This is a genomic window from Shewanella sp. AS1, from assembly GCF_021412565.1.
Taxonomy (GTDB): domain Bacteria; phylum Pseudomonadota; class Gammaproteobacteria; order Enterobacterales; family Shewanellaceae; genus Shewanella.
This window is the reverse complement of sequence record NZ_JAKCLJ010000001.1, coordinates 531,768-554,177: the sequence shown is the minus strand read 5'-3', so window position 1 is coordinate 554,177 and position 22,410 is coordinate 531,768. Positions and strand designations below refer to the sequence as shown.

The following is a 22,410-nucleotide window of genomic DNA, read 5'->3' as shown; positions in this document are numbered from 1 at the left end:
TTCAGACTGTGATAAGAGAAGCCCCTGGCTTCTCTTATCTGTACTAGTCCAGACACTCTCAAGGCTTTTGAAATAGCGACTCTTCTAAGGATCCCTCCTTACTCACATCTGTTTGCAATCACTCCTTTATAAAAGTAATTTAATCATATAGTTGCAATAGATTTCTCCCCAATAAGAAACGCGGCACTAAAATTTTAGCGGGTAAAATGCAGACAGGTATTTACTGTATAAAAATTCAGTATATACTGTGCATTAATACAGTACTTTGTAAAAGGATGTCATCATGCTTTGTCAGCTCAGCATCAACAACTTTGCCATTGTCCGCTTCTTAGAACTCGACTTTAAAGCTGGCATGACCAGCATTACCGGGGAAACCGGTGCTGGTAAGTCCATCGCCATCGATGCCCTAGGCTTATGTTTAGGCAATCGTGTCGAAGCCAACAGCGTCAGACCCGGCGCCAGCAAGGCCGAGGTCAGCGCCCGATTCTCATTAACTGATATCCCACTGGCAAAGCGTTGGCTTGAAGATAACGACCTTGAGCTAGACGATGAATGTATCTTACGGCGCACTATTAGCAGTGACGGCCGCTCTCGGGCCTATATCAATGGTAATCCTGTTCCCCTCTCACAGATGCGCGCCTTAGGTCAGCTGCTAATCGGTATTCATAGTCAGCATGCACACCATGCCATGCTAAAGAGTGAGCATCAACTGACCCTGCTCGACAGCTATGCCAATCACCGCCTGCTGTTAGATGGTGTCAGCGCCAGTTATCAGCGCTATAAGATAATCGAACAGGAACTGGCACAGCTGCAGCAATCACAACATGAGCGCATCGCCCGTAAGCAACTCTTGCAATATCAGGTGGAAGAACTCAATGAATTCAATCTTGGGGAAACCGAGTTTGAAGAGATTGAAGCCGAGCATAAACGGCTCGCTAACAGCACAGCACTGATCCAGACCTGTCAGCATGCCCTCTATCTGTTGCAGGACAATGATGAGCAAGCCAGCGCCGAGACCATACTCAATCAGGCGATAGATCAGGCGATAGATCTGGAAAGTTACGATCCTGAGCTAAAAACCATAGGCACTATGCTCAATGATGCACTGATCCAGGTGCAGGAAAGCAGCAGTGAGCTGCAGCGTTATCTGGATAGACTCGAGCTAGATCCCGACCATTTCGCTTACCTGGAGCAGCGCCTGTCGAAAATCATGCAGCTGGCCCGTAAGCACCATATACCGCCCTCTGAGCTTTATCAACACCATCAGGCACTGTGCACTGAGCTCAGCACCTTAGATTCGGATGAAGAGAAGCTCACGGAAATAGGTGAGCAGCTGCAGAGCTGTCAGCAAAGTTATCTGGAACATGCCCAGAAACTCAGTCAGAGCCGCAGGCGCTATGCCAAAGAACTGGACAAACAGGTGACCCAATCGATTCATGAATTGAGTATGCCTAAGGGGAAATTCGTTATCGATCTGCAGTTCAATCCTGAAATCATGTCGCCAAACGGCTGCGACACCATAGAGTTTCAGGTGACCACCAACCCAGGTCAGCCTCTGCAAGCCATCTCAAAAGTCGCCTCCGGCGGTGAACTATCGCGGATCGGATTAGGTATTCAGGTGATCACAGCCAAGAAAGTGGCAACCCCGACCCTGATCTTCGATGAAGTGGATGTGGGCATCTCAGGCCCAACAGCCGCTGTGGTGGGTAAGATGCTGCGCTCTTTAGGTGAGTCTACCCAAGTGCTCTGTGTGACCCATCTGCCACAAGTGGCGGGTAACGGCCACCAGCATATGTTCGTCAATAAACAGAGTAAGGCTGGCCAGACAGAAACCTCTATGGTGCCACTGGACAGAGATCAGCGTATCGAAGAGTTAGCACGCCTGCTTGGGGGCGATACTATCACCAATAATACGCTCGCCAACGCCAAAGAGCTGTTACAGCACTGATCTTGGCTGGCAGCCATCGCCACTCTTGTTGCGCTACTGGTAATGATGGTTGCCTCGATTCATATTTATGCTAGCCAATAAAAAATCCGCTTCGACTGAAGCGGATTTTTAAGACACATAAGAGTATCAAAGTTAAACCTTAATGATCTGCAACCTCAAATCACACAGTCACATACCACTTAGCATGTTATTTACTCTTGCCGCTGAACGACAGGTTTTGCTCCAGGAACAAAGTCACTCTGGATAAAAACTCAATTTGGTTTTCCTTGCGTACCATTGAGTGACCTTCATTATCGGCAACCATATATTCTACCGGCAACTGCTTAGCACGCATCGCAGCGACTATCATGTCAGATTCAGAGCGTGGTACGCGGGGATCGTTGGCACCTGCATAGACAAAAAGCGGAACGGCAATTTTGTCCAAGTGTGAGATAGGCGACAAGGCTAACAAAAACTCATCATCCTTGCCGACAACACCATATTCTTGACCCGCCACAGCACGTATGGCGCCAGAGGTTTTTTTGATCAAGGAGAGCAGATCCGGCGGGCCGTATTTATCCACACCCGCGGCCCAAAGATCGCTTTGACGTGCGACACCAGAAAGCGTGATAAAGCCGCCATAACTTTGCCCAGCAATCACCAGACGATTCTTATCTGCCCATGGCTGCTGACCAATCCAAGTGGCAACAGATCTCATATCTTTAAATACATTAACTTTCTTAGGCCCATTATCCGCCTGTTCATAGGCGCGGCCATAACCAGTGGATCCTCTGATATTCGGTTCGGCATAGGCATATCCAATGGAGGTAAAGTAGCGCAATATAGGCTCCCAACGGGCTTTAGAGGCGTAAGCTGGCCCACCATGGAAAAAGACTATCACAGGTAGAGGCCCTTTAGCCGTAGGAGAGCGGTATACCAACATAGGGATCTTGCCGCCATCAAAAGCGGGGATCTCCACTCTTTCTGTCGTCAAAGGCGGCAGTTCCTCCAGCCCTGGCTTCACTGTACTCATCAAGACTGTCATCTTGCCCGAGGCAATATCAAACTGATAGATGTCGGCAGGTGATTCAGGCGTTGACCAATTGACTAACACGTTTTTGCCATCTGGAGAGAAGCCTAGCGCTCCGCCCGTACCGAAAGGTAGTGTCGGCGTCATGATAGGTTTGAGTGTGTTAGCATCTAAAATACGCAGCTCAGTATGGTCACCTGCATCAAACCCGACGACAAGCTGTTTATCATCCGGCGAAACGGAAACACCCAACAATCTACCGACATTTGAAAGAGTTTCCGTATAACGGGCTAACTCTTTTCCCTGATGATCTAAGGCTAATAAGATCCCCTGTTCACCCCCATCATCGGTCGGTAACAGAATGCGAGAACCATCCTTAGAAAAACTGCCTGACTGAAACATGGCAGTGTGCCCTTCGCGCGGGTAAATTTTTCGAGCATCGCCAGTGTCAGTATTAATCAGAAACAATTCGGCACTACTGACGCTCTTGAAGGTTTCCGCCAACGCATATTGACCATCGCGACTGACGTCAAGCAAGACACTCGGGCCAGTACCTGTCCAGAATTTACGCGGTGTGGAGCCCACTTTGACCGATTGGGTATAAAGATAGCTCTCAATCTTTCCTATGTTACGCGCAGAATAAAACATTTGCCCTTTGCCCAGTTCTGGCACTATGGGGGCGTCGCGCTGCATGCTTTCACCTGGCGTCAATTCAGCTATCTTACCGTTGTCGAGGTTTAATTTAAAAATCGACCACAGCTCATTTGCTCCCTTATCTGAGCTGAAGATCAGGGCATTTTCACCGGACAAATGGACAGGATCCTTTACTCGCTCAGATAACTGGGTAAGCCGCTTTGGTGGCGCGCTAGGGTCACTTAAGTCGGACTTGTATAGCTGACTATTACCGCTGCGATCTGAGACGAAAAAAACGCTGCGACCATCTTGGCTATAGGAGGGGTAAGAATCTGAATACACATTGATGATCTTCTCAGCCTTTGCGGCATATTGTGCCAAGGCGCCTTTATCTTGCAACTTAGGTTTATCCGGCGCCACCAAAGGAATATCATTATCAAGTGCTTGATTCCCAGCAAGTACATGTGTGCTTAACATTAAACCACTTAGCATTAGCGATGGTAAAAGATACCTTCTCGTCTTGTGTATCATAATTTCCCTCAACTGATAAAAATCATCCCTCAAAAGGGCAGGTATTCGCCGACTGACATCTAGGCGAATGACTCGTTATGGGTGCTGTAAGTACCAATAACACGGACCCATACTTTGTTGTTTTTTTGTGATCAAGCTCGCGACACCCATAGGGCATTCGTAGCATACCCACATTATGTACCTAAGGTACTTTTTGCAAGATTTTTATCAAAATTAATTTTATCAGCCACTTATTGTTAGATTATTCACCCTCGATCTAAATGCCTTAGCGATTCTGAACTTTGTCAGTTTGCCCTGCAAAATTAACAAATTAGTAAACATTCAGGCTTTAATTAAGTGTTTATTCTGGATCAAAGCTAATGGGACCAAGAGCGGATATGACCAGCGTTATTACTAGAGTAAATAAAGCCAGAGACGAAGGAGACCTAAAGAAATTCAGCAGAGGGAAATCCGTGGACTTAATCAAAGCGAGGGGCGATATAGCAACGCTTGCTAGATGTACCATCTAAAACTAGCGGTGGGATAAAACAGCGATCCCGAGAGAATTTAGGCAATAAACCAGATTATCTCGGGATCTCAAGAGCAATAAAGGGCTAAGGATCAGGCGGTTAAATAAACGATGCCCTGCAGGCACACACAAGCAAAGATACCTGCCAACACATCATCAATCATAATACCCACGCCGCCGTGTACTTTGGCATCGAGCCAGCGGATCGGCCAGGGCTTGATGATGTCGAACAGTCGAAAGAGCACAAAGCCCACCAGCAACCACAACCATCCTGTAGGGGCGGCGATCATCGTGATTAACAGACCAGCCACTTCATCCCACACTATCGCGCCGTGATCATGCACCCCCATATCTTTAGAGGCTTTATCGCAGATATAAAAACCGGCGATCACGCTCACCAGCGTCAAACCTAGATACCAAGGTAGAGACAAGTTCATCATCAGCAGATAGAGCGGGATCGCAGCCAAGGTCCCAAATGTGCCCGGCGCTTTCGCCGCCAGACCTGAGCCAAAACCCAGGGCTAAAAAGTGGATGGGATTTGTGAGCGATAACTTACTCACATAGGGATCGTTGCACCATAACTTCATGATTTAAAATGCTCAAAACCAAAATTCATCGGTGTATAAGGCTCGCCATCCTTAATTAACCTTAGTTTATCACCGGTGGAGATCTGCCCTATCTTGGCAAAAGAGACCCCGGCATGGGACAGTGCAACCTCAAGAGCACCGCGCTGAAATTCAGGCACAGTAAACAAGAGTTCGTAATCTTCACCACCGGTTAATGCATAGCCCAGAGCCTGCTCAATGGGCACGGCCTCGCGCATCTGAGTCGATAGCGGGATAGTATCAACTTCGATAACAGCCCCCACTTTGGAGCGTTTGAGTACATGGCCAATGTCCCCGACCAACCCATCGGAAATATCAATCGCGCTGGATGCCAGCTCTCTGAGTGCCTGACCCGCCAGCACTCTTGGTGTAGGATGATAATGACGTTCGATAAAATACTCGTTCAAGGCAGGCTCAAAGTGCTGAGTCCCCCGCAGAATATCCAGCCCCAATGCCGAATCTCCTAAATGACCCGTCACATAGATCCAGTCGCCATTTTTAGCGCCAGAGCGGGTCAATGCCTTGCCCTCAGGTACCTGACCATTAATGGTGATGGTGATCGACTTCGGGCCGCGGGTGGTATCGCCACCCACTAAGGCTACGCCATAATATTCGGCCACCTGGTGTAATCCGCTACTGAATTCACTCAGCCAATCTTCATCGATATCCGGCAGAGTGATCGCCAGCGTCATCCAGGCGGGTTCGGCTCCCATGGAAGCTAAGTCAGATAAGTTAACGGCAAGGGATTTATAACCTAATGCCCTGGCAGGCATATCGGGAAAGAAATGGATATTTTCAACTAAGGTGTCACAGCTGATGGCGATAGACTTGTGCGCTGCGGGGTTCACTAAGGCACAATCGTCACCAATACTCAGTTCAACATCACGGCGCGGCTGGCCGCAATTAACAAAAAAACGATCTATTACTTTAAACTCTTTCACAGTTGGGGAACCATTATTAAAGTTAATTTTCGCCCGCACCCGGGCATGGCCTGCTCAATCAAGTATAAAAAACGGCATCCTAGGACACCGTTTATACTTTATTTTGTCGCCACTATTTTATCGAGTATGCCATTCACAAACTTGTGACCATCCTCGGCACCAAAGGCTTTTGCAAGCTCGATCGCTTCATTGATCGCCACCTTGAAAGGCACATCCTTGCGGAATGTCAGCTCATAGGTTGCTAGCCTTAATACCGCCTTCTCAATTGGAGAGATCTCATCAAAAGGACGCTCAACATGGGGCGTGATTAACGCATCGATCTGGCCACATTTGCCTGCCGTTCCGGCAAGTAGTTCGCGGAAATAACTGATATCGACGCCATCAATCTTCTGCTCGGTCAGAAATTCATGCTCCACATCGGCAATATTATTGCCGCTTAGCTGCCATGAATAGATAGCTTGTACCGCTAATCTGCGGGCCTTACGGCGCTCTGAAGGTTTCATGCTTGTTCCTAATCTTGCAACTGCTGTTCTAGTTCTTGCAGAACATTAACCATCTCCAGCAGCCCAAGAGCCGCTTCACCGCCCTTGTTACCCGCTTTAGTACCAGAGCGCTCGATGGCTTGCTCTATGGTATCTGTGGTTAATACGCCAAATGAAACGGGTAAGTCGTACTCGAGTGCAACCTGAGCCAGACCTTTGTTACATTCGCCTGCAACAAAATCAAAATGGGGTGTGCCACCCCGGATCACCGCACCTAATGCGATGATGCCATCAAATTTACCGCTTGCCGCAACACGACGTGCCGCCAGTGGAAGCTCTACCGCACCGGGTACACGTACCACAGTGATATTGTCATCTGCTACCTGGCCAAAGCGTTTTAATGTATCTACCGCTCCATCTAACAGACTCTCGACGACAAAGCTGTTAAAACGTGAGATCACGATAGCAACTTTAGCGTTTTTCGATTCGATATTACCTTGAACTACGTTCATTCATCTCACCTAAAATTAGCTTTAATAAACCCGGGCAAGGGAAAAAGAGGCGCTATGATAACACAGGCGGCGCACTTGATCCCCATGCAATTGATGTCAATTGAGTGAAATCACTCAGATAAAGTTATTCTTGAATATACTCAGTCACTTCCAGACCAAATCCCGACAGCGAATGGTAGCGTTTGGGAGAACTCAGCAGGCGCATCTTAGTGACGCCTAAGTCACTTAAGATCTGCGAACCGACACCCACCTGACGTGAGGTTCCCTGACGCTGAGCAGGTACACTCGCTTCCCCCTTATCTTCCGCCTCGAAGGCCTTGACCTTGGCTAACAGCTCATCGTTGGACTCCTGATGCGCTAAGATCACCAAAACCCCACCCTCATCAGCAATGCGCGCCATCGCCTTTTCCAGCGGCCAGCTGCGCTTCTCATCGCGCTCACTGTATAGCAGATCGTTAAAGGTGTTCTGCAGATGCACCCGCACTATGGTGTTGGGCTTCACTTCACCTTTGACCAGGGCATAGTTAATCGTATCGTCTATGGTGTCTCTGTAGGTGATCATCTCAAATTCACCGAAACGGGTCGGCAACTTACACTGTCCTTCGCGCACCACTGTGGTCTCTTTGGTGTTGCGATATTCGATTAAGTCCGCAATCGTGCCTATCTTCAGACCATGTTTTTCGGCAAACACTTCTAGGTCTGGACGACGTGCCATGGTGCCATCTTCATTTAAGATCTCGACGATCACAGCCGAAGGTTCATGGCCCGCCAGACGGGCTAAATCACAGCCCGCCTCGGTATGACCGGCGCGTACCAATACCCCACCTTCCTTGGCCATCAAGGGAAAAATATGGCCCGGCTGAACTATGTCTGAGGGCTTAGCGTCTTTGGCCACGGCCGCCTGCACTGTGACCGCGCGATCATGGGCCGAGATCCCTGTGGTCACGCCGCTTGCCGCCTCGATAGAAACGGTAAAATTAGTGGCAAACTGGGCGTTATTATTGGTCACCATCAGCGGCAGGTTTAGCTGCTGACAACGGGATTTAGTCATGGTTTGACAGATGAGTCCGCGGCCATAGGTCGCCATAAAGTTGATCGCTTCGGGCGTCACTAGGCTTGCCGCCATAATTAGGTCGCCTTCATTCTCTCTGTCTTCATCATCCATCAGGATGACCATCTTGCCTAAACGTATATCTTCGATAATTGCTTCAATACTGTGTAGTGCCATTATTAGACCTTGAATGTCAAATGATATGAAATGTTATTTTTATTATAAATCAGCTTGTTATATGTTTTTATCTTAAAAAACCCGAGCGAGCTAACAGTTCCATTGTGACTTCACTGCGCTTTTGGGTGCTATCCTGCTCACCATAAAACATCAATCGTTCCAGATGTCTGGCAATCAAATCCACTTCGATATTGACACTGTCACCGGCTTTTAAATCGATAAGTGTCGTCTCGCTGGCCGTGTGAGGCACTATGGTCAGACGAAAACGCGCGCCTTGCACCTCGTTAACCGTCAGGCTCACCCCATCTATGGTGATCGAGCCTTTATGGGCAATGTAACGCGCCAGCGTTGTCGGTGCCGTCAGCCAGAACTCGATGGCCTGACCGCGATTTAAACGCTCATCGACACTGGCCACGCCGTCCACATGGCCGCTGACCATATGACCGCCGAGACGGGTCATGGGTGTTACCGCTTTTTCCAGATTCACCCTCTGGCCAACCTGATAACGAGAAAAGCCAGTTAAGGCGACAGTTTCAGCTGAAACATCAGCCACATAACCGTCATTTAAGCATTGCACCACAGTCAGGCAAACACCGTTAGTGGCAATACTGTCACCCAATTTGACATCGCTTAAGTCCAGTTTAGCACTGGCCACAGTAAGACGAAGATCGTCCCCGCGACGCTCTATCTTAGTTAGGGTTCCAACGGACTCGATGATCCCAGTAAACATCTCTACCTACTTATCTCTGGTTTAATTTCTTTGGTTAATTTGCTTTGGTTAAGATTCACGTGTCTCAACCAGCCTTTACGACCCGGCTGTTAAATCAAAGGTAAAACGCATATCCTGCCCAAGCTTACGTTGCTCTTTAAGTACCAGAGATGGCAGCTGCACCATGGTCTGATAATCGGGTAGAGACAATAAATTTCGGCCATGACCACCGAGAATTTTCGGTGCCTGATACAAGACCAGTTCATCGGCTAACCCTGCGGCGATAAATGCGCCGGCTAAGGTGGCTCCCGCCTCAATCATCACGCTGTTACAGCTCTGGCCTAAATGCTCAAGCAGCGCCAGTAATGGCACCCGGCCATCGAGGGTCTCAAGCTGCAGCTCACTCACCTGCTCAGGCCAGCTTGCCGAAACACTCTTTGGATATGCCTGAGTCGAGACTAAGAGTATGGGTGATGCCACAGAAAATAGCTTGGCATCTGTGCCTAAACGCGCCTTGCTGTCGAGTACCACCCTAAGCGGCTGTTTAATCAGCTCGGCTGGCACACTCTTTTGAACTGTTCCCAACTCCTCGATGCGCACATTGAGACTGGGATCGTCGGCCAGCACTGTCTCAATCCCCGTTATGATGGCATCATGACGGGCTCGCATCCGCTGTACGTCACGGCGCGCGGGCGCCCCAGTGATCCATTTAGAAACGCCGTTGGAGAGCGCCGTCTTACCATCGAGACTGGCGGCAAGCTTGATGCTCACCCAAGGTAAGGCTGTCGCCATGCGTTTCATAAAGCCAGGGTTGAGTGCGGCCGCTTCATCCTCATCTAATCCCACATCCACCTGGATACCAGCCCCTTGCAACATCTTGATGCCTCGACCGGACACCTGAGGGTTGGGATCGGTCACCGCCACCACAACCCGCTCAACCTTGGCTCTTATCAAGGCCTCGGCGCAGGGCGGCGTACGCCCATAATGGCTGCAAGGTTCGAGAGTTACATAGGCGGTGGCACCTTTGGCTGCTTCACCAGCCATTCTCAAGGCATGCACCTCAGCATGGGGGCCACCAGCAGCAATATGATAGCCTTCACCGACTATCTGTTCATCACGGTAGATGACGCAACCCACGCAGGGGTTAGGCTGAGTCGTATATTGGCCTTTGCGGGCTAATTTGATGGCTCTTGCCATCAAGTCTCTATCTAATCTTGACCACACCATGACGCTTTTCCCTATCTTAAGGGCAATAAAAATGGGCTATTTTGTCGAATTGGGTCCCTGTAATTTAGCGATAGCTTCACCAAATTCAGACACATCTTCAAAGGCACGGTAAACAGAGGCGAAGCGGATATAGGCCACCTTATCGAGATTCATTAACTGCTCCATCATCAGGTTACCTATCATCTCGGAGCCGACCTCACGCTCGCCCGTGGCACGCAGGGTCGATTTAATCTTACTCAGCGCCTGCTCAATTTCATCCATGGAGACAGGACGCTTCTCGACCGCCCGCAGCATGCCAGCATGCAGCTTGTCATCATCAAATGGCTGGCGACTGCCGTCACGCTTAACCACTCTTGGCATCACCAGCTCGGCACCTTCGAAAGTGGTAAAACGTTCATGGCACTCCAAACATTCACGGCGACGACGCACCTGATGACCATCGGCAACCAGGCGGGAATCGATCACCTTAGTCTCGGTTGCGCTGCAAAAAGGACAATACATTGAGCCTCCGTTGAGCCTATTGGGACACTTGTATTAGTGCCGAAAAATCACTTGCAAATAAAAACAAAAATGGCCGCTACTAATATTAACATCAGTAGCGGCCATCGAAGTTTACCCGATTTAACCCTTAAGGTTAACTGTAAACAGGGAACTTAGCGCATAAATCAAGCACCTGCTGCTTAACGCGTTCGATTGTGCCTTCGTTTGTGATATCATCTAACACATCACACATCCATTGAGTCAGCTCGATAGCCTGCTCCTCTTTGAAACCGCGACGAGTAATGGCGGGTGAGCCAATACGCAGACCCGATGTCACGAAAGGTGAACGAGGATCGTTAGGCACTGAGTTCTTGTTCACTGTGATGTTGGCACGGCCAAGGGCCGCATCCGCATCTTTACCTGTGATATCTTTAGCAATTAAGTCCAGCAGGAACAGGTGGTTATCTGTGCCGCCTGAAACCACATCATAACCGCGTTCGATAAAGGTGTTCGCCATCGCCTTAGCGTTAACCACAACTTGCTGTTGGTAAACCTTGAATTCTGGCGCCAAGGCTTCTTTGAAGGCAACAGCCTTACCAGCAATCACATGCATCAATGGGCCGCCCTGACCGCCTGGGAAGACCGCAGAGTTGAGCTTTTTGTAAAGATCTTCATCATTGGCAGCAGACAAAATGATACCACCGCGAGGGCCGGCCAGCGTCTTGTGGGTCGTCGAAGTCACGACGTGAGCGTGTGGCAACGGACTTGGATACACGCCAGCAGCGATAAGGCCTGCAACGTGAGCCATATCCACAAACAGATAAGCACCTATCTTGTCGGCAATCTCACGCATGCGCGCCCAATCGACAATGCCTGAATAAGCAGAGAATCCGCCAATCATCATCTTAGGTTTGTGCTCAAGCGCCAGACGCTCCATCTCGTCGTAGTCTATCTTGCCAGATTCATCGATACCGTAAGGTACTATGTTGTACAATTTACCCGAGAAGTTAACTGGTGAGCCGTGGGTCAGGTGACCGCCGTGAGCTAGGTTCATACCCAGGACGGTGTCACCAGGCTGAAGCAGTGTCATGTATACGGCACTGTTGGCCTGAGAGCCAGAGTGAGGCTGAACATTCGCATAGGTTGCACCGAACAGCTCTTTCGCACGTTCGATAGCCAGGCTCTCCACTATGTCGACATACTCACAACCACCATAGTAACGCTTACCCGGATAGCCTTCGGCATACTTGTTGGTCAGCTGAGAACCTTGAGCCTCCATGACGCGAGGAGAGGTGTAGTTTTCTGAAGCGATAAGTTCGATGTGCTCTTCCTGACGACGAGTTTCATCTTGGATAGCTTGAAACAGTTGTGGATCGAAGTCCGCGATATTCATCTCTTTTTTCAGCATTTTTGACTCCAGCTGTGAAGGCTTATCAAGTAGGGTTGCGCGGTATTCTACAGTGCAATCGATCACAATCCCAGCGTTTAACTGATGAAAATACTCCCTCAGACAAGCGACAAACCTCTCTACTGACAAATCAAATCAAGTACAATCACTATGAGCTTGTTTTATCTGGCCTGTTAACCGCTTGCCCGCTGGATAAGCGGCCACTTAACCTTAAATAAAAACAGTGTTTTTATTTAAGTAAAAAGAGTTGAAGCGCACTGAGAACATTATCTTTATTTTCCAAGACACATACTTATCACGGTCAAAATCCTATTGATGAAAAATAAATCACTTGTTAGCTCGATGCTACAGCACTCAATTATCCAGACCAAACATAATCATGCACTAAAGAAGCGTCCTGCAGAATCTCGCGATAAAGCCCCTGAAAATCCGATTTAAGTTCCCACCCGATTGCAGTAGAATTGCCTCCAATGTTCAGTTAATGAGTAAAAGTGTATGGCTCAGTTTGTATACAGCATGCTGCGAGTGGGCAAAATTGTTCCACCTAAGAAGCAGATCCTCAAAGATATCTCCTTAAGTTTCTTTCCCGGTGCCAAGATTGGTGTTTTGGGTCTTAACGGCTCAGGTAAATCCACCCTACTTCGCATCATGGCCGGCATCGATACCGAAATTGAGGGTGAAGCGCGCCCGATGCAGGATCTGAAAATTGGTTACCTGCCTCAGGAGCCTAAGCTAGATCCTCAGCAAACCGTGCGTGAAGCCATTGAAGAAGCGGTATCGGAAGCCAAAAACGCCCTGACCCGCTTAGATGAGGTCTATGCCCTGTATGCCGAGCCAGATGCTGATTTTGATGCCTTAGCCAAAGAGCAAGGGGAGCTGGAAGCCATCATTCAATCTCAGGATGCCCATAACCTAGATCATATTCTCGAGCGTGCGGCCAACGCCCTGCGTTTGCCGGACTGGGATGAGAAAATCGAAGTCCTCTCCGGGGGTGAGCGTCGCCGTGTGGCCATCTGCCGTCTGCTGCTGGAAAAACCAGACATGCTGCTGCTCGATGAGCCCACCAACCACTTGGACGCCGAATCTGTGGCCTGGTTAGAGCGCTTCTTACAAGACTACACAGGCACAGTTGTGGCCATTACTCACGATAGATACTTCCTGGATAATGCCGCAGGCTGGATTTTGGAACTCGACCGCGGTGAAGGTATTCCCTGGGAAGGTAACTACTCCTCCTGGCTAGAACAGAAAGATGCACGTCTGCAACAGGAATCTGCCGCCGAGAGTGCCCGCCAGAAAACCATAGCCAAAGAACTTGAGTGGGTTCGTCAAGGTGCTAAGGGCCGTCAATCCAAGGGCAAGGCGCGCATGGCGCGCTTCGAAGAGCTTAACACCAACGATTACCAGAAGCGCAACGAGACCAACGAGCTGTTTATTCCGCCAGGACCCCGCTTGGGTGACAAGGTGATTGAGGTCAACAACCTGACCAAATCCTATGGCGATCGCGTGCTTATCGACAACTTAAGCTTCACTGTGCCTAAGGGCGCCATAGTCGGTATTATCGGTGCCAATGGTGCGGGTAAATCGACCCTGTTTAGGATGATCAGCGGCGCCGAGCAGCCAGATAGCGGCAGCATAGATGTGGGTGAAACTGTACAAATCGCCTCGGTTGAGCAGTTTCGTGACTCGATGAACGATAAAAACACAGTTTGGCAGGAGATCTCAGGCGGCCAGGACATTATGCGGATCAACAACACAGAGATCCCCAGCCGCGCCTATGTGGGCCGCTTTAACTTCCGCGGTGGTGATCAGCAGAAGATCATCGGCACCCTGTCAGGTGGTGAGCGTAACCGTGTGCATTTGGCTAAGCTGCTTCAGGCTGGCGGTAACGTGCTGTTACTCGATGAACCCACCAACGATCTCGACGTTGAAACCCTGCGTGCCCTGGAGGAGGCTTTGCTAGAGTTCCCAGGTTGTGCCATGGTTATCTCGCACGACCGTTGGTTCCTCGACCGTATCGCCACCCATATTCTCGACTACCGCGATGAGGGTAAAGTGAACTTCTACGAAGGTAACTACACAGAATACTCGACCTGGCTGAAAGAGACCTTGGGCACAGATGTGATTGAGCCGCACCGTCTTAAATACAAGCGCCTAAATAAATAAAGACGTTTAAATAAAGGCACCTGAATAAATAAGGGCGCCTAAATAAGATGTCTAAATCGATAAAACGGAGACTTGAGTCTCCGTTTTTTATAAGCGACTGTCTCTTTCCCCTTTACACCCTCTTCACACCTTCTCCGTACCTCGTTCCCCTTTCCCTTTCCCTGCTCCTCGTTCCCTGCTCTTCGCTACCCGCAGCTCGTTCCTCGAGTCTCTAAGCAAGCACCACTTTTTTGATCTAAACGGCATTTTCGCCATCTAATCCTTAAAGATGCGCAAAGGTAAATGCGAACTATTATTATTAATGGTATTATCCAGCCCAATCAGTCACGCCATTCAACTGAGTTAGCACTAGCGTTAACAATTAAGATGGCTTGACCGCAAAATTGCGATGGGAATGCAGTTTCAGCTTGGCAAACACAGACCAGCTGAGTTTTTTCACCCGATAAGATTAAGGTAAAAGATGCGCCGGACATTATGGAAATGGCATGGTTGGCTTGGACTGTTCACGGCCCTGCCACTGTTTATTGTCGCCCTCACAGGTAGCCTGCTGGTATTTAAGGCAGAAATCGACCAATGGCTGATGCCTGAGATAGTGTACGCAGAAAATAGCCAGCGTCTGCCGTTCGACCTGTTGGTTAAGCAGGCGGATAAGGCGCTGCCAGACTATGAGATTCTCGCTTGGGATTTTGCCAAAGAGCCTGGACAGTCGGATCTTGTCTATAGCGCTAAATATGGCAGCTATGACTGGACCTTGTTCTACGTCGATCCCAGTAATGCTAGGCTGCTTAGCGAACCTGCCCCTTACAATGATTACTTCACCAACTGGGTGCTGGATCTACACCAGACTCTGCTGGCCGATCACTACGGCTTAATGATCACCGCCTTGGTCTCACTGCTGCTGATCTTCCTCGCCTTATCTGGTTTTATCCTGCATAAACAGTTTTGGCGCACCTTCTTTACCTTGAGGTGGAATAAGAGCCTGCGACTCTTCCTCAGCGATGGCCACAAGATGCTAGGGATTATCGGCGCGCCACTGTTCCTCATCTTTGGTTTTACCGGTGCCTGGTGGAATATCGAGCACCTTATCGAGGAGATAGATGAGCCGGATCCGGCCCAATTTATTATCACCCAGGCTTACTACAACAAAGGGATAAATCTCGATAGCGTATTAACCGAGGCGAGTCACGCCATAGACAAGTTTGAGACCCATTTCGTGCGCTTCCCCGATAAGAGCTATCCTGGCATTCACCTGTTCGGCTCCGCCAGCGATAAGGGGATGATCCGCAGCGATTATGGCTCGATTATCAGCTTCGATGATCAAAGCGGTAAACAAACCAGCGCCTTGGATGTGACTAAGAGTCCTGCGCTCTACCAGTTTACCGACACTTTTAAGCCGCTGCATTTCGGTGATTTTGCCGGCCTCACAGTTAAGATCATCTGGTGTGTGGTGGGCTTCTTCCCCTGCCTGATGGCGCTGTCTGGCTTTATCATGTGGCGTAAGCGCCGTCCGGCAAAGTCTAGACGTCAGAGCCAGCGCAGAGCCAGCACTATTAGCCAGGCTAAAGCGAGAAAACAGGCAGATCTTACCGCCTCCTAAAGCCGGTTCGCTTGCTCCATAAAAAATGGCCGACAACTGTCGGCCATTTTTTTTACTCAAACCTCATGCTTATTGAGTATCAAGCCTTGTGTCTAACAGGGCTTGTTTCTGTGCCTCTATCGCCTGATTGAGTTTGGCCTCGACAAAACCCGGAGAGCGGGTATGACCCGAGATCAAACGGTACATGGCAGGGATCACGAACAGGGTCACAAGGCTAGCAAAAGCCATGCCGAAGAAGACCACAGTACCCACGGCGATACGGCTCTCGGCGCCAGCGCCGCTTGACATAATAAGCGGCACAGCCCCTACTAGGGTAGTAAAGGCGGTCATCAAAATGGGGCGCAATCGTCTGGCTGATGCATCAATAATCGCCTGCTCTATCTCCATACCTCTGTCCCTGAGCTGATTGGCGAATTCGACAATCAAAATACCGTTTTTACTGACCATACCGATCAACATGATCATGCCTATCTGGCTATAGATATTGAGCCCCTGCCCCATCAGATAGAGGCCAAGGAAACCGCCGAATACCCCCATAGGCACAGTAAACATCACCACGGTCGGGTTGATAAAAGATTCAAACTGCGCCGCAAGCACCAGATAAGCCACCAGCAAAGCGAGACCAAAAACAATAAGCACGCTACTCTGGTTTTCCTTAAAATCTTTCGACTCACCCGTGTAGTTGACCGAGATATCACTGGGCAACATCTCTATCGCTTGTTCATCCAGAAAATCCAATGCTTCACCTAAGGTATAGCCTTCACCTAAGTTAGCCTTCATAGTGATCGATTTCTGCTTATTGGTGTGACTGAGTCGATTGGCCGAGGCGACCTCTTCGATATGGGTAATGGCATCGAGAGAGATAAGATCCCCCTTGAGTGATCGCATATAAATATTGCTCAGATCCGCCATGCTGTTAAAACTGTCTTCATTGCCACGCAGATAGACATCATATTCTTCACCGCGATCCACATAGGTAGTGGTACTGCGCCCCCCTAGCATCACCTCAAGGGTGTCGGACACATCGGCAACGCTGATCCCCAACTCGGCGGCGCGCACCCGATCGACAGTCACCAACATCTCTGGTGTGGTTTCGGCGTAATCGAGATCGGCCCCCTGCAACATAGGCGACTCGTCGGCCACCTGTTTTAACTTAGTCGCCCACTTAAACAACTCTTTATAATCCGAGCCGCCCAGCACATATTGCACAGGCTCGCTGGATTGGCCACGAAATCCTGGCATCATGGGGCGCACCATCACATCCGGGATCCCTTTGAGCGCCGCCGATACTTTACCTAAGACCTGCTGAGCAGACAGCTCCCGCGTCCCCCAATCTTCTAGCTGCATGATCACAAAGCCGGTCTGATCGCCAGCCCGACCGCCAAAGGCAGGCGCCTGGATACTGAAGGACTTAAGCACGCCTTCACTCAGCAGTGGCTTTAGCCTTGCTTCCACTATGTCCATATTGGCGTTCATGCGGTTATAGCTGGTGCCCTCGGCACCTTTAACAAAGGCAAACAGGACGCCGCGATCTTCCTGGGGCGCCAACTGAGAAGGCACCTGCTGCATTAACAAAACACTGCCAGCCACACAAGCAATAATCACTAAGGGGGCCAACACACGCCAGCGCACCGCCTTGCTCACGCCGCGGCGATACACAGACTCCAATCGGGCGAACAGCCTGTCCATCACCCGATTAAAACCATTGGGTTTCACATTAGCTTTGAGGATCTTGCTGCCCATAACCGGAGTCAACGTCAGCGCCACAATAGAGGAGAAGACAACCGACATGGCCAGCATCACGGCAAACTCGGTAAACAGCCGCCCTACCATGCCATCCATAAAGGAGATTGGTAAAAACACCATCACCAGTACGGCAGTGGTCGCCACCACGGCAAAGCCCACTTCCTGCGCCCCTTTATAGGCCGCCAACAGAGGTGGCTCTCCCCGTTCGATATGATGAAAAATATTCTCCACCACCACAATAGCGTCATCCACCACCAGACCGATAGAGAGGATCAGTGCCATCAGGGTCAGCAGGTTAATGGAAAAGCCAAAATAGTTGGCCGCGATAAAGGCTGAAATTAAAGAAACAGGCACAGTCACGGCCGGAATAAGGGTCGCCCGCGCCTGACCGATGAAGATATAGAGCACTAAGACGACCAGGGCGCCCGTGATATAGAGAGTGTTGTAGACTTCCTTGATGGAGCGGTCGATAAACACGGTCGAGTCATAATCCACCACCAGCTTAGTGCCCTCAGGCAGAAATTTCTGAATCTTTTCCACTTCGGCTTTAACTTGCTTGGCCACCTCTAACGGATTGGCGTCGGACTGAGCCACAATACCTAAACTTAAATTAGGCACCCCGTTGCTCTTGTAGGTGGAGTTTTCATTCTCTGCGCCGACAAACACAGACGCCACATCTTTAAGATAGATTGGCGAGCCATCGCTGGCGGTGCGCACTACCAGATAATCAAAATCCTCTGGATGATTGTAGAGTCTGGCGGTACGTACTGACATGACTGTGGTGTCGTTACGCACCTCGCCGCCGGGACTCTCCAGGTTTTCACTGCGCAGCGCCGCAGTAATATCTGCCGTGGTCACGCCTCGACCCGCCATCAACTCGGGCTTAAGCTGAACATACATCACCTTGTAAAGGCCGCCCATGATATTGACCGAGCTGACACCTGTGATCAGATTAAACCTGTCCTCCAACACTCGCTTGGCGTAATCGGTCAGTTGGGTGCGATCCATATTTTCCGAGCTAAGATTGATGTAAACCGATGGCTGGCCCGAGCCATTATCTTTGGAAACAATCGGATCGTCGGCATCGTCCGGCAGGCGGCGCTGAGCACGAGCAACCGCATCACGCACATCACTCACCCCTTCGGTAAGATCCCAGTCCATATCGAAGGTAATGGTAATACGCGACATACCGTTGCGACTGACAGAGGTGATCTCGTCTATACCGCTTATCCCTGTGAGCTGATCCTCAAGCGTGGTGGTGATCTGACTCTCCATAATGCTGGCAGATGCGCCGCTGTAGGTGGTCATCACAGTCACCACAGGGCTTTCTACATCGGGCATCTCACGCACGGCCAGCTTGCTAAAGGAGACCAGACCAAAGACACACAGCAGCAGACTCAATACGATCGCCACCACAGGGCGTTTTACCGACACATCAGAGAGTAACATCAGCTGCGATCTCCCTCTTGGCTTGCCTGCAGGACAAGCTCATTATTATCTGCCACCTTGGGCTCGCCAGCTTGATTCTCGGCCAAGTCTTCGACCCTCAACCCATCACGCATATTCACCAACCCCTGCACTACTATCTTATCGCCCACATTGACGCCACTGGAGATCAGCACCTCATCACCAATGCGCGCGCCCAGTGTTACCTGAGTGCGGCGAGCAACGCTTTTATCATCAATCACATAAACAAATCGCTTGGTGCCTGAATACTCCAATGCCTGCACAGGGATCACAGGCTCAACAATGGGGGCAAAACCTATGTCCGCGCTCATCATCATGCCCGGCATCAGCTTGTTATTTGGATTATCGAAATTAACCCGCACCCGCAAATTAAGGGTGTCTGTATTGATGCGAGGATCGATTGCCACCACCTTGCCGGTGAAAGACTCATCCTGCCAGGCGCGGCTTTTTGCCGTCACATCCATGCCAATATAGAGACGCGACAGATACATTTCCGGCACCGGCACATCCAGTCGCATAGAGGAGAGATCGTCTAACGTCAGTAACTCACTGCCCACAGATACCATCTTGCCTAGGCTAAAATCAACCAGGCCTGCGGTGCCGGCAAAAGGCGCGCGAACTTGATGAAAAGCCAGTTCAGCCTGCGCCGCCTGCAAGCGCGCCTTCGCCATATCGACACTGGCTTTTTGCGCCTCTATCTCGCTCTGAGTAATGGCATCGCTGTTCTTTAGTTTCTGATATTCATTTAATTTACGCTGCTCATCATTCAGATAGGCCTGAGCCTCGGACACACTAGCGCGGGACTTGGCATCATCCAAGATCACCAGAACCTGCCCCGCTTGAATCGCCTCATTGGCATCCACATGGATTTCACTTATCTTGCCAGCCACTTCCGCGGCTATCTCCACCGAGCGGTTTGCGGCCAGTTTCCCAATCAGGGAGATATGCTCGGTTAATTGATGTTCCGTCACCTGCCCGCTGACCACAGGCACGACTCGTCCTATGGGGGCAAGGGGTTTTGATTTGGGCTTGGCCTGCTCAGCCACAGAAATTGCGCTGTAGGAGGCGGCAATAAACATTGCAGAGATGGAGGCAGCTATGAGTATTTTTTTCATTATTAGATTCACTATGCTAGCGGGCGGTGACAGTTAGCCGCTATTTTAGAGAACTATCTCTGGCCATAGGGTAAAGCAATGTAAATGTGAGCAAATCAATAGGAAATTGTGACATAAAGATTGCAACAAAATGTGAATTGCGCCGTATGTCTTGGCAACGCTATCTGATTTCAAAGCGGATATTTCTAAGCAAAAGAGTTCACAGCTCAAGTGATTTCTCCAACATGGTTGAGTTTTGTTTCAATCCCATTAAAGTAGGCAGGTATTAACAAGAGAGCTTGATAGCGATGCCATACTGAAATGCGATTTTAGCTAAAGTATGCCAGCCTTTATCAATAGCCGATAACCACAGAACTCGATAACCACAGTGAAAAAAATCGCCCTTTTCGTCGATGTGCAGAACATCTACTACACCTGTAAAGAAGCCTACGGCCGCCAGTTTAATTACCGTAAACTCTGGCAGCGCCTGAGCACTGAGGGCGATATAGTGATCGCCAACGCTTATGCCATAGACAAAGGGGATGAAGGGCAACTCAAGTTTCAGGATGCGCTGAAACATATAGGGTTCGATGTCAAACTCAAGCCCTTTATTCAACGCAGCGATGGCAGTGTCAAAGGGGATTGGGATGTAGGGATCACTATCGATGTGATGGAGAGTGTCAGTCAGGTTGACTGTATTATCTTACTCTCAGGTGATGGTGATTTTGCTCTACTGCTTGAATATATCCAGCAAAAATCCACAATTGAAACCCAGATCTATGGTGTACCCAAGCTGACAGCTAAGGCCCTAATAGATGCATCCCAGCGGTTTCACGAGATCCAAGCCTCTCTACTGCTCTGACACTGAGCGCCCTAGACGCTAAAGCACAATTTGTCATAAAAATAAGGCTTAAATTCCCTTATTGTCTTTCACAGCCCCAATAACTACTGGTACATAACGCTACATCTGTTATAGTCATGGGTGAGCCAGCTTTTTCCCTGCAAAGATTAGCTAGCTAGAAGGCTTGTCAATCCGAATGATTGACGAGCCTTTTCTCTTTTATATTTGCTGTTTTATTATGCAAAGGGAGGCTCACTCGTATGGGCTAGCTAAAAATGAGAGCTAACCATGGTTATCCTGAAGTGACCCATGTTACAACGGCTAAACAAGGGATAAACGCGGCAACTCACTCCTTTACTAACCTTAAGTTTTACCAAGAAAAGCCGCGAATATCTGTTGACCGAAATGAAACGCAGTGCCTATGATGGCACCTCTATCCATAGTTCAGGTAGGTAATATATGACAGCCATTTCCCATGTTTATAACTACACAGTTCGATGCCCGCACATTAAAGATCCCGCCCATCCCACCACATGGCAAAACCATATCGAGTTCAACGAATCATGCGAAATTGGTCTAAAGCGCATCACTAAATGGCACGACCGCTCCGGCCACCGTGTATTTGAGCAAGACGGCTTTACCGTGCGCGAAGCCGATGCCGAAAGCGCCTACTTTTCGATGCAAACCGCCCGACTCAAAGGCGATGGCCATGTACTGGTCACAATTAATATTCAAATGGACGATGCCACTAAAGACAGCTCGGTGCAGGAGATTATGACTCATTTGATCCAGGATTTTCAGCAGCGCCTCGCCAAATTAAACGCATAAGTAATAAACGAGAAAAAACAGCAAAATAGCACCACCAGGCCGATTGCATCACTCAGTTGAGCCAGGTGGTGAGCATTTCCATATTTGCCTCATAAAAAACGGTGCTTTACTCAAATCTCTAACGAGTTAAAATAGCTGTATCACTTAACTATTATTTATGCCTTTATGAAAACATCCGTCACTACTATTTCACTTATCGCCCTGTTTGTTGCCATTACTGGCTGTGCCGAAATGAAGCAGACGGGGCGGGATATAGGCCATGCTACCAAAGAGGCGACAACCGATATAGGCCATGCGACCCGCGATGCAACCAAAGCAGTAGGTCATGCATCCCGTGATGCGGCCAAATCGGTCAAGGAAGATTTAAGTCAGGACTAATTTCGGCCAACTAGCGCTAGAGTATAGTAAGTCAGAAGCGTAGAGTAAGACACAAGCTTCTGAGCTAGTACATCT

At 49.5% G+C, this 22,410-nt stretch carries 18 protein-coding genes; 6 read left to right on the top strand and 12 right to left on the bottom strand.

The window, feature by feature from the left end:
- Positions 1 to 283 precede the first annotated feature (283 nt).
- Positions 284 to 1,948, top strand: coding sequence for a DNA repair protein RecN (gene recN, locus LZP69_RS02550; RefSeq protein ID WP_234198610.1), 1,665 nt, complete (start codon positions 284 to 286; stop codon positions 1,946 to 1,948).
- Positions 1,949 to 2,135: 187 nt separating this feature from the next.
- Here the strand turns inward: recN and LZP69_RS02545 are convergent, their stop codons facing one another.
- The 10 genes from LZP69_RS02545 to glyA form a co-directional block, all read right to left on the bottom strand.
- The gene (locus tag LZP69_RS02545) at positions 2,136 to 4,067 is read right to left on the bottom strand and encodes a S9 family peptidase (RefSeq protein WP_234198609.1); all 1,932 of its coding nucleotides are present in this window, start codon (positions 4,065 to 4,067) and stop codon (positions 2,136 to 2,138) included.
- A 654-nt stretch (positions 4,068 to 4,721) separates the two neighbouring features.
- Complete coding sequence (locus tag LZP69_RS02540; protein WP_234198608.1) at positions 4,722 to 5,216, bottom strand: phosphatidylglycerophosphatase A family protein; 495 nt, start codon at positions 5,214 to 5,216, stop codon at positions 4,722 to 4,724.
- Positions 5,213 to 6,175 (bottom strand): thiamine-phosphate kinase, encoded by a 963-nt coding sequence (thiL, locus tag LZP69_RS02535; protein WP_234198607.1) that lies wholly within the window; start codon positions 6,173 to 6,175, stop codon positions 5,213 to 5,215. The genes LZP69_RS02540 and thiL overlap by 4 nt, the downstream gene beginning before the upstream one ends.
- A gap of 98 nt (positions 6,176 to 6,273) precedes the next feature.
- Positions 6,274 to 6,678, bottom strand: a complete 405-nt coding sequence (gene nusB, locus LZP69_RS02530) for a transcription antitermination factor NusB (protein ID WP_234198606.1) — start codon at positions 6,676 to 6,678, stop codon at positions 6,274 to 6,276.
- An 8-nt stretch (positions 6,679 to 6,686) separates the two neighbouring features.
- Positions 6,687 to 7,169, bottom strand: a complete 483-nt coding sequence (ribH, locus tag LZP69_RS02525) for a 6,7-dimethyl-8-ribityllumazine synthase (RefSeq protein ID WP_234198605.1) — start codon at positions 7,167 to 7,169, stop codon at positions 6,687 to 6,689.
- Positions 7,170 to 7,293: 124 nt separating this feature from the next.
- Complete coding sequence (gene ribBA, locus LZP69_RS02520; protein WP_234198604.1) at positions 7,294 to 8,397, bottom strand: bifunctional 3,4-dihydroxy-2-butanone-4-phosphate synthase/GTP cyclohydrolase II; 1,104 nt, start codon at positions 8,395 to 8,397, stop codon at positions 7,294 to 7,296.
- A 67-nt stretch (positions 8,398 to 8,464) separates the two neighbouring features.
- Entirely contained in the window at positions 8,465 to 9,127 is a 663-nt protein-coding gene (locus tag LZP69_RS02515; protein WP_234198603.1) for a riboflavin synthase, read from the bottom strand.
- A 75-nt stretch (positions 9,128 to 9,202) separates the two neighbouring features.
- Complete coding sequence (gene ribD / locus LZP69_RS02510; RefSeq protein ID WP_234198602.1) at positions 9,203 to 10,333, bottom strand: bifunctional diaminohydroxyphosphoribosylaminopyrimidine deaminase/5-amino-6-(5-phosphoribosylamino)uracil reductase RibD; 1,131 nt, start codon at positions 10,331 to 10,333, stop codon at positions 9,203 to 9,205.
- Positions 10,334 to 10,369: 36 nt separating this feature from the next.
- Entirely contained in the window at positions 10,370 to 10,834 is a 465-nt protein-coding gene (nrdR, locus tag LZP69_RS02505; RefSeq protein ID WP_234198601.1) for a transcriptional regulator NrdR, read from the bottom strand.
- A gap of 133 nt (positions 10,835 to 10,967) precedes the next feature.
- Positions 10,968 to 12,221, bottom strand: a complete 1,254-nt coding sequence (gene glyA / locus LZP69_RS02500; RefSeq protein WP_234198600.1) for a serine hydroxymethyltransferase — start codon at positions 12,219 to 12,221, stop codon at positions 10,968 to 10,970.
- A 495-nt stretch (positions 12,222 to 12,716) separates the two neighbouring features.
- Here glyA and ettA point away from each other — a divergent pair, with 495 nt between their 5' ends.
- Positions 12,717 to 14,384: an energy-dependent translational throttle protein EttA gene (gene ettA / locus LZP69_RS02495; RefSeq protein ID WP_234198599.1), complete on the top strand. Its 1,668-nt coding sequence runs from the start codon at positions 12,717 to 12,719 to the stop codon at positions 14,382 to 14,384.
- Between the two features lie 460 nt (positions 14,385 to 14,844).
- Positions 14,845 to 15,981 (top strand): PepSY-associated TM helix domain-containing protein, encoded by a 1,137-nt coding sequence (locus LZP69_RS02490; protein WP_234198598.1) that lies wholly within the window; start codon positions 14,845 to 14,847, stop codon positions 15,979 to 15,981.
- Positions 15,982 to 16,050: 69 nt separating this feature from the next.
- Here LZP69_RS02490 and LZP69_RS02485 read toward each other — a convergent pair whose 3' ends face one another.
- Together LZP69_RS02485 and LZP69_RS02480 are read right to left on the bottom strand one after the other, a co-directional pair.
- Positions 16,051 to 19,176, bottom strand: coding sequence for a multidrug efflux RND transporter permease subunit (locus tag LZP69_RS02485; RefSeq protein ID WP_234198597.1), 3,126 nt, complete (start codon positions 19,174 to 19,176; stop codon positions 16,051 to 16,053).
- Positions 19,176 to 20,309 (bottom strand): efflux RND transporter periplasmic adaptor subunit, encoded by a 1,134-nt coding sequence (locus LZP69_RS02480; RefSeq protein ID WP_234198596.1) that lies wholly within the window; start codon positions 20,307 to 20,309, stop codon positions 19,176 to 19,178. The genes LZP69_RS02485 and LZP69_RS02480 overlap by 1 nt, the downstream gene beginning before the upstream one ends.
- A 367-nt stretch (positions 20,310 to 20,676) precedes the next feature.
- Between LZP69_RS02480 and LZP69_RS02475 the strand changes: the two genes are divergently transcribed.
- The 3 genes from LZP69_RS02475 to LZP69_RS02465 all read left to right on the top strand — a co-directional run bounded on the left by LZP69_RS02475 (position 20,677) and on the right by LZP69_RS02465 (position 22,335).
- Complete coding sequence (locus tag LZP69_RS02475) at positions 20,677 to 21,150, top strand: LabA-like NYN domain-containing protein (protein ID WP_234198595.1); 474 nt, start codon at positions 20,677 to 20,679, stop codon at positions 21,148 to 21,150.
- 438 nt (positions 21,151 to 21,588) lie between these two features.
- Positions 21,589 to 21,957, top strand: a complete 369-nt coding sequence (locus LZP69_RS02470) for a cytoplasmic protein (RefSeq protein ID WP_234198594.1) — start codon at positions 21,589 to 21,591, stop codon at positions 21,955 to 21,957.
- A gap of 165 nt (positions 21,958 to 22,122) precedes the next feature.
- Complete coding sequence (locus tag LZP69_RS02465) at positions 22,123 to 22,335, top strand: hypothetical protein (protein WP_234198593.1); 213 nt, start codon at positions 22,123 to 22,125, stop codon at positions 22,333 to 22,335.
- Positions 22,336 to 22,410: the final 75 nt, after the last annotated feature.

Coding starts and splice junctions, on each gene's coding strand:
- recN (WP_234198610.1), top strand. CDS start 284: ATGCTTTGTCAGCTCAGCATCAACAACTTTGCCATTGTCCGCTTCTTA.
- LZP69_RS02545 (WP_234198609.1), bottom strand. CDS start 4,067: ATGTTAAGCACACATGTACTTGCTGGGAATCAAGCACTTGATAATGAT.
- LZP69_RS02540 (WP_234198608.1), bottom strand. CDS start 5,216: ATGAAGTTATGGTGCAACGATCCCTATGTGAGTAAGTTATCGCTCACA.
- nusB (WP_234198606.1), bottom strand. CDS start 6,678: ATGAAACCTTCAGAGCGCCGTAAGGCCCGCAGATTAGCGGTACAAGCT.
- ribH (WP_234198605.1), bottom strand. CDS start 7,169: ATGAACGTAGTTCAAGGTAATATCGAATCGAAAAACGCTAAAGTTGCT.
- ribBA (WP_234198604.1), bottom strand. CDS start 8,397: ATGGCACTACACAGTATTGAAGCAATTATCGAAGATATACGTTTAGGC.
- LZP69_RS02515 (WP_234198603.1), bottom strand. CDS start 9,127: ATGTTTACTGGGATCATCGAGTCCGTTGGAACCCTAACTAAGATAGAG.
- ribD (WP_234198602.1), bottom strand. CDS start 10,333: ATGGTGTGGTCAAGATTAGATAGAGACTTGATGGCAAGAGCCATCAAA.
- nrdR (WP_234198601.1), bottom strand. CDS start 10,834: ATGTATTGTCCTTTTTGCAGCGCAACCGAGACTAAGGTGATCGATTCC.
- glyA (WP_234198600.1), bottom strand. CDS start 12,221: ATGCTGAAAAAAGAGATGAATATCGCGGACTTCGATCCACAACTGTTT.
- ettA (WP_234198599.1), top strand. CDS start 12,717: ATGGCTCAGTTTGTATACAGCATGCTGCGAGTGGGCAAAATTGTTCCA.
- LZP69_RS02490 (WP_234198598.1), top strand. CDS start 14,845: ATGCGCCGGACATTATGGAAATGGCATGGTTGGCTTGGACTGTTCACG.
- LZP69_RS02485 (WP_234198597.1), bottom strand. CDS start 19,176: ATGTTACTCTCTGATGTGTCGGTAAAACGCCCTGTGGTGGCGATCGTA.
- LZP69_RS02480 (WP_234198596.1), bottom strand. CDS start 20,309: ATGAAAAAAATACTCATAGCTGCCTCCATCTCTGCAATGTTTATTGCC.
- LZP69_RS02470 (WP_234198594.1), top strand. CDS start 21,589: ATGACAGCCATTTCCCATGTTTATAACTACACAGTTCGATGCCCGCAC.
- LZP69_RS02465 (WP_234198593.1), top strand. CDS start 22,123: ATGAAAACATCCGTCACTACTATTTCACTTATCGCCCTGTTTGTTGCC.